Origin of the sequence: Paenibacillus nuruki, from assembly GCF_963311185.1 — a bacterium.
GTDB classification, from domain to species: domain Bacteria; phylum Bacillota; class Bacilli; order Paenibacillales; family Paenibacillaceae; genus Saccharibacillus; species Saccharibacillus nuruki.
Window position 1 is genome coordinate 3,576,501 of sequence record NZ_OY725677.1, and the last position, 6,000, is coordinate 3,582,500.

General features: G+C 41.0%; 2 protein-coding genes, 7 tRNA genes and 2 rRNA genes (1 of these 11 cut by a window edge). 1 reads left to right on the top strand and 10 read right to left on the bottom strand.

Annotated features, from left to right (window positions below; genetic code table 11):
* Window positions 1-241 precede the first annotated feature (241 nt).
* On the bottom strand, window positions 242-1,435 hold the full coding sequence (locus RCP16_RS15825) for a GNAT family N-acetyltransferase (protein ID WP_308640781.1): 1,194 nt from the start codon (window positions 1,433-1,435) through the stop codon (window positions 242-244).
* Between the two features lie 824 nt (window positions 1,436-2,259).
* Here RCP16_RS15825 and RCP16_RS15830 point away from each other — a divergent pair.
* Window positions 2,260-3,246: a ketoacyl-ACP synthase III gene (locus RCP16_RS15830; protein WP_308642498.1), complete on the top strand. Its 987-nt coding sequence runs from the start codon at window positions 2,260-2,262 to the stop codon at window positions 3,244-3,246.
* 427 nt (window positions 3,247-3,673) lie between these two features.
* Here RCP16_RS15830 and RCP16_RS15835 read toward each other — a convergent pair.
* From RCP16_RS15835 to RCP16_RS15875, 9 genes are all read right to left on the bottom strand, one after another.
* Window positions 3,674-3,744, bottom strand: a tRNA-Gly gene (locus RCP16_RS15835).
* Between the two features lie 160 nt (window positions 3,745-3,904).
* Window positions 3,905-3,979, bottom strand: a tRNA-Gly gene (locus tag RCP16_RS15840).
* An 8-nt stretch (window positions 3,980-3,987) separates the two neighbouring features.
* Window positions 3,988-4,069: transfer RNA gene (locus RCP16_RS15845), tRNA-Leu, on the bottom strand.
* An 11-nt stretch (window positions 4,070-4,080) separates the two neighbouring features.
* Window positions 4,081-4,156 (bottom strand) — tRNA-Lys (locus tag RCP16_RS15850).
* A gap of 99 nt (window positions 4,157-4,255) precedes the next feature.
* Window positions 4,256-4,328: transfer RNA gene (locus RCP16_RS15855), tRNA-His, on the bottom strand.
* A 30-nt stretch (window positions 4,329-4,358) separates the two neighbouring features.
* Window positions 4,359-4,434, bottom strand: a tRNA-Thr gene (locus tag RCP16_RS15860).
* A 16-nt stretch (window positions 4,435-4,450) separates the two neighbouring features.
* A tRNA-Glu gene (locus RCP16_RS15865) sits at window positions 4,451-4,522 on the bottom strand.
* 98 nt (window positions 4,523-4,620) lie between these two features.
* A 5S ribosomal RNA gene (rrf, locus tag RCP16_RS15870) occupies window positions 4,621-4,737 on the bottom strand.
* A 64-nt stretch (window positions 4,738-4,801) separates the two neighbouring features.
* Window positions 4,802-6,000, bottom strand: a 23S ribosomal RNA gene (locus RCP16_RS15875) (it continues 1,725 nt past the right edge of the window).

The following is a 6,000-nucleotide window of genomic DNA, read 5'->3' on the forward strand; positions in this document are numbered from 1 at the left end:
TATTAAAAAAAGCTTATCTTCTACAAAGTGTATAATGCACTTCAATAGAGGATAAGCTTTTTTACTTCATTATCATTTTAAAGATTGTACTATTTAATATTTACGATTTCAGCTCTATTATTCTTTTACCCTATAAATATGAATATCTTTCCACACTCTATAAGAACTTCCACCAGTTAAAGCTTTATTCTAAAACCTATTCTATATTTACATCACTAATACATCACTCATTCACACTTGTTTAGAAAAAGTCCATCAAATGTGTAGTCGCTACAGGAATGCGTGATTCCAAAATATACACAGCTTCTAACTTCCCTGTCCATTTGCCCCAACTGCATAATTCTAATGGACGTTTATATCCTATAAGCGCCACCGTTAATGCCTGAATATCTGTATCAATATCACTATGATCCCATAGATCCTGTTGTAGCCCTTCTGGTAAAGCTTCACGTCGACTTACTTTGGCTTTACCTTCATCATTGATAAGCACATCCCAGATACCATTATTCCATTCGGCTGCTGAATCATTAACACGAATAGATAACGACTCTACCTTCCCTACTGTAAATGGATATTGCTCAAGAAAATGCTTAACATTAACGATTCTCGCCATAAAATAAGGAACAACTTGTTGCTCTATTCGTGGATCATTCAGTAAATACGGTAAAGCATCATTAATAGGCGCTTGCAAATTCACTTCAGTCACCATCGAATCATGATTAGCAATATAAGTCCATAATGCTTGACGTGAACGTTCATCCAGATACACTAATTCTTTAATATTCATTTTCTGATCTGCGATCTCATAAATGACGTAACCACAAGCCTGATCTTTAGGATTATAATACACTGCTGTAAATAGTTCGTCTCCTGATGGCAACTTGCGTTCCCAACGTTCTGTATCTCGAACTAAAGTTCCGTTGTAATGAGCCGCATACTTCTCATAGATCGCATTCAAAAGCTCCAAATCACGAATACCACGCTTGATCGTACCTTCGACATGAACTTTAGCAGGTAATTTGTTCGTTGGAATCGTATACTTGCGATATTCAATATACGTTTCCCAACCGAATTTACGATAAAATGGGAAATGGAATGGATGTAAAAAGGATATCGATTGCCCTGCTTCATTCATCTTTTGCAACGTATGCTCCAACAACTTCGCAACTAGACCTTGTCTTCTTTTCTCAGGCCAGGTGGCAACTCCTGCAATTCCACCCATTTCAAAAACTTGCCCGTGTATGTACGTCTGCAATGGTAACAGTGTCAGTTGAGCACTCAATTGCTCTTCTTCAAAAAGACCCCATGTTCGTTCTGGTTTAAAATCTTGTTTTTCTTTTTCCAGTTCTTCTGTAGATTTACGATATTGAAAAGCATACATTCCTAACTCTGCTCGTGCATCAAAATCTTCTAGAGTTAATTGTCTAATATCCATTCCTATAGTCACCTCACTGAAAATGATAAGATCCTTTAATACTGAAAAACTATTACTCTCGGCATTGTATCTCTTTATATGCACTTGGACGGTAAAGCCATCTATTCAAGTACATTGAATAATACCAACATATAATGACTCGCTATATAACGACTACTTTATTGCAAAATATAATGACATCCTCTAACACAACAACCTTTAGCATAACAAAATAATACTAAACATCAAAATACGCTACCACTCAATCACAGCAAAAGTCATCAAATAAACACCCTACCAAGAAGCATCACTACGCATACCAACTCTTATATTACTTTTAAAACAACCCAAATTAAAAAATAAAAGCCTATGATTTAAAATATACTTATCGCTTATTTCGAACAATATGATTCTATATGGTATGATAACTTCATATGCCTACATTATAACATCTACAATTCCACCAAAACCAATAAGCGATTTACATTATCCTTCAAATACGTTATATTTAAAATTAATTAGTACCTGGTATTAGTATCAAGTATTAATCTTTAAATGGTAAGAATGGATCGCTTACTATTCTCTTCAATTCACTACAACATCGTATTACACGTATCCTTAATCATCGCTTTTCTTTTCACAAGTATTATTACCAGCAAAAACTAAATAGAATTGAGTTCTTTTAGATCTCATTTTAGTTTTCAATAGCAAATGCTATTTTTAACATTCTATCACGCTATAACGCATGAATATGATCAACCAAATCTTTTCAAAATTAATCGATTAATCCGTAAACACCGAACTATTGCAAACCTATAACTTAAATCATATCAGAGGTGACTTTTATCAATCATTCAACAGCTCGTCTTACAGCATTAGGAACTTATGTCCCCGAAAAACGCTTAACTAATAACGATCTTGAGAAGCTAGTCGATACATCAGACGAATGGATTGTTCAACGTACAGGCATAAGAGAACGCCGTATCGCTAATGATCAACAATTTACATCTACATTAGGCATAGAAGCTGTCAAAAATCTTCAAAAAACATACCCGGGTACTTTAGAAGATGTAGAACTTATTATTGTAGCTACGACTACTTCAGATTATGTATTCCCAAGTACAGCTACTCAAATTCAGTCTTATTTTAAAATTAAACGCGCTGGTGCTCTCGATCTCAATGCTACTTGTGCAGGTTTTGTGTATGCGCTTCATGTAGCAAATAGCTTTATCACTTCCGGTCTTCATCGCAAAATCTTAGTTATTGCTAGTGAAACAATGAGCAAAATAACAGATTATACAGATCGTAGCACTTGTATTTTGTTTGGCGATGGTGCAGGTGCAGCCTTGGTCGAATACGATCCAGAACAACCTAGCTTTTTAGGAACTTTTATGGATAGTGATGGATCTGGGGGCGAGCACGTATACCGTACAGGAATAGCAGATCAGATCAATAACCAACCTATGCTGGGCAACGGCAAAATCGTACAGAATGGTCGTGAAGTTTACAAATGGGCAGTACGTACTGTACCGAAAGGAATTCAACATCTTTTAGATCAGACCAATCTATCACTGACCGACATTAACTGGTTTGTTCCTCATAGTGCTAATCTTAAAATGATTGATTCTATTTGTGAAAAGACTGGATTTGCTTTAGAAAACACGTTAACCAGTGCTGAATGGTACGGTAATACATCTTCAGCTTCTATCCCATTAGCTCTACAATTAGGCAAAGAAAACCAAAAATTAAAAAACGGAGATACTGTATTACTGTACGGCTTTGGCGCTGGTCTCACTCAAATGGGTATGATTCTACGCTGGAACTTAAAATAATTCTTCTCTATTTTACATATGTATCAAAGAAACTATGTATGTAAAATAAAATGCACCTTAATAAAAAGAAACAGCAAAGAAAGAATTAATTTTCTCTGCTGTTTCTTTTTATTTTTATTTTTTCTACAATCACTTTTCACAATTGCAATAATTCTTTAAATCGTTTATTGCTATTGATGCTATTGTAAACACTACTATGATTTTATATTTCGTTCTTCATTCTTCGTTCTTCGTTCTTCGTTCTTCGTTCTTCGTTCTTCGTTCTTCGTTCTTCGTTCTTCGTTCTTCGTTCTTCGTTCTTCGTTCTTCGTTCTTCGTTCTTTTAAGTATGTTGATTGAAGTCTTCAAAACACACAATACTATAAATAAATATTCTATAGAAAAACTAAAAAGGACGTCTGCAATATGCAGACATCCTTTTTTATAAAGCGGGTGATGGGAATCGAACCCACGCTATCAGCTTGGAAGGCTGAAGTTCTACCATTGAACTACACCCGCGGATTAAGAGGATATGGTTGAAACAGGGACATTTTAATACCTGAATAACCATGTTAATCAAATCTCACACATGCTAACTATACACCAGTATAGTTGTTATATGAATTAAAGCGTAGAATAAAAACGTATATAATATATACGCTCTACACTGAATAAAGATTGGAGCGGACGATGGGAATCGAACCCACGACCCTCGCCTTGGCAAGGCGATGCTCTACCGCTGAGCCACGTCCGCAAAACCTATGCGCGTGGAGGGACTTGAACCCCCACGTCGTGAGACGCTAGATCCTAAGTCTAGTGCGTCTGCCAATTCCGCCACACGCGCATGTAATAAAATGGTGAGTCATGAAGGGCTCGAACCTTCGACACCCTGATTAAAAGTCAGGTGCTCTACCGACTGAGCTAATGACTCATAACAATTAGGCAGTAACAATATAGATTTAACATACATATTACATTTTACAACATTTTAATACTAATATCAAGCTAATTCTTTATTAAGATAATAAAGGGCGACCGATGGGACTTGAACCCACGAATGCCGGAGTCACAGTCCGGTGCGTTAACCCCTTCGCCACGACCGCCATAGCAATCAAATCAATATTAAAAATAAATGGTGCCGGCGAGAGGATTTGAACCCCCGACCTACTGATTACAAGTCAGTTGCTCTACCAACTGAGCTACACCGGCATAGTGTATATGTTAATGACCCGTAGGGGACTCGAACCCCTGTTACCTCCGTGAAAGGGAGGTGTCTTAACCACTTGACCAACGGGCCGCTAAAAAAGTAACAGCGTCAGCTTAGACGCTCAAACCTACTAAAATCAATCTTAACCTTTCGGCGAAAAAAAAACCCCGAAGGGATAAAACTATTCTGCTTGGCAACGTCCTACTCTCCCAGGACCCTGCGGTCCAAGTACCATCGGCGCTGGAGGGCTTAACGGTCGTGTTCGGGATGGGTACGTGTGGAACCCCTCCGCCATCATTACCAAACAGTCAGGCTGGTGTTGCTCCCTGAAAACTGAATCCGAAAACTGAAACATCGCGTTTGTAGATTTTGGATAAGCCCTCGACCGATTAGTATTGGTCAGCTCCATGCCTTGCGGCACTTCCACCCCCAACCTATCAACCTCGTCGTCTACAAGGGGTCTTACATACTGGGAAATCTCATCTTGAGGGGGGCTTCACGCTTAGATGCTTTCAGCGCTTATCCCTTCCGCACGTAGCTACCCAGCGATGCTCCTGGCGGAACAACTGGTACACCAGCGGTGCGTCCATCCCGGTCCTCTCGTACTAAGGACAGCTCCTCTCAAATTTCCTACGCCCACGACAGATAGGGACCGAACTGTCTCACGACGTTCTGAACCCAGCTCGCGTACCGCTTTAATGGGCGAACAGCCCAACCCTTGGGACCTACTTCAGCCCCAGGATGCGATGAGCCGACATCGAGGTGCCAAACCTCCCCGTCGATGTGGACTCTTGGGGGAGATAAGCCTGTTATCCCCAGGGTAGCTTTTATCCGTTGAGCGATGGCCCTTCCATGCGGTACCACCGGATCACTAAGCCCGACTTTCGTCCCTGCTCGACGTGTCTGTCTCGCAGTCAAGCTCCCTTATGCCTTTACACTCTTCGAATGATTTCCAACCATTCTGAGGGAACCTTAGGGCGCCTCCGTTACACTTTAGGAGGCGACCGCCCCAGTCAAACTGCCCACCTGACACGGTCCCTGTACCGGATCACGGTACGAGGTTAGAACTCAAATGCGATCAGGGTGGTATCCCAACGGCGCCTCAACCGAAGCTTGCGCTCCGGTTTCTACGGCTCCCACCTATCCTGTACAAATCGCACCCCAGTTCAATATCAAGTTGCAGTAAAGCTCCATGGGGTCTTTCCGTCTTGTCGCGGGTAACCTGCATCTTCACAGGTATTAAAATTTCACCGGATCTCTCGTTGAGACAGCGCCCAAATCGTTACGCCATTCGTGCGGGTCAGAATTTACCTGACAAGGAATTTCGCTACCTTAGGACCGTTATAGTTACGGCCGCCGTTTACTGGGGCTTCGGTTCATAGCTTCGCTTGCGCTAACCACTCCCCTTAACCTTCCAGCACCGGGCAGGCGTCAGCCCGTATACTTCGCCTTGCGGCTTCGCACAGACCTGTGTTTTTGCTAAACAGTCGCTTGGGCCTTTTCACTGCGGCCCCCTCGTGCTATTCACACTACCGGGGCACCCCTTCTCCCGAAGTTACGGGGTCATT